Origin of the sequence: Dactylosporangium aurantiacum (genome assembly GCF_000716715.1) — a bacterium.
GTDB lineage: Bacteria > Actinomycetota > Actinomycetes > Mycobacteriales > Micromonosporaceae > Dactylosporangium > Dactylosporangium aurantiacum.
The window spans coordinates 1-429 of sequence record NZ_JNYJ01000159.1; the positions used below are offsets into that span (position 1 = coordinate 1).

At 71.1% G+C, this 429-nt stretch carries 1 protein-coding gene; it reads left to right on the forward strand.

All coding sequences use genetic code 11. The annotated features are described in order from the left end of the window. Positions 1–429 (forward strand): IS5/IS1182 family transposase (locus tag OP18_RS50745; RefSeq protein ID WP_033368043.1); only part of this gene is annotated, 429 nt, incomplete at both ends.

The window sequence follows — 429 nt, forward strand, 5'->3', positions numbered from 1 at the left end:
CCGCCACGACGGCCACCTGCAGAAAGAGCCACCCGGCGGCGTTCACGACGAACCCGCCGACCACGCGCTGGGCCGTTCCCGCGGCGGGCTGACCACCAAGACGCATCTGGCCTGCGAGCAGGGCCAGAAACCCCTGGCGCTGGTCATCACCGCCGGGCAACGCGGGGACAGCCCGCAGTTCATCCCGGTCCTTCGCAAGATCCGCGTCGCCCGCATCGGCGGCGGTCATCCCCGCACCCGCCCGAACCTGGTCCTGGCCGACAAGGCCTACACCTCGAAAGCCAACCGGGCACACCTGCGCGCACGCGGCATCCCCGCGTGCATCCCCACCAAGACCGATCAGGACGCCCACCGCAAAGCCAAAGGCTCCAAAGGCGGGCGCCCACCCGCATTCGACCCGGTCCGCTACCGGCAACGCCACGCCGTCGA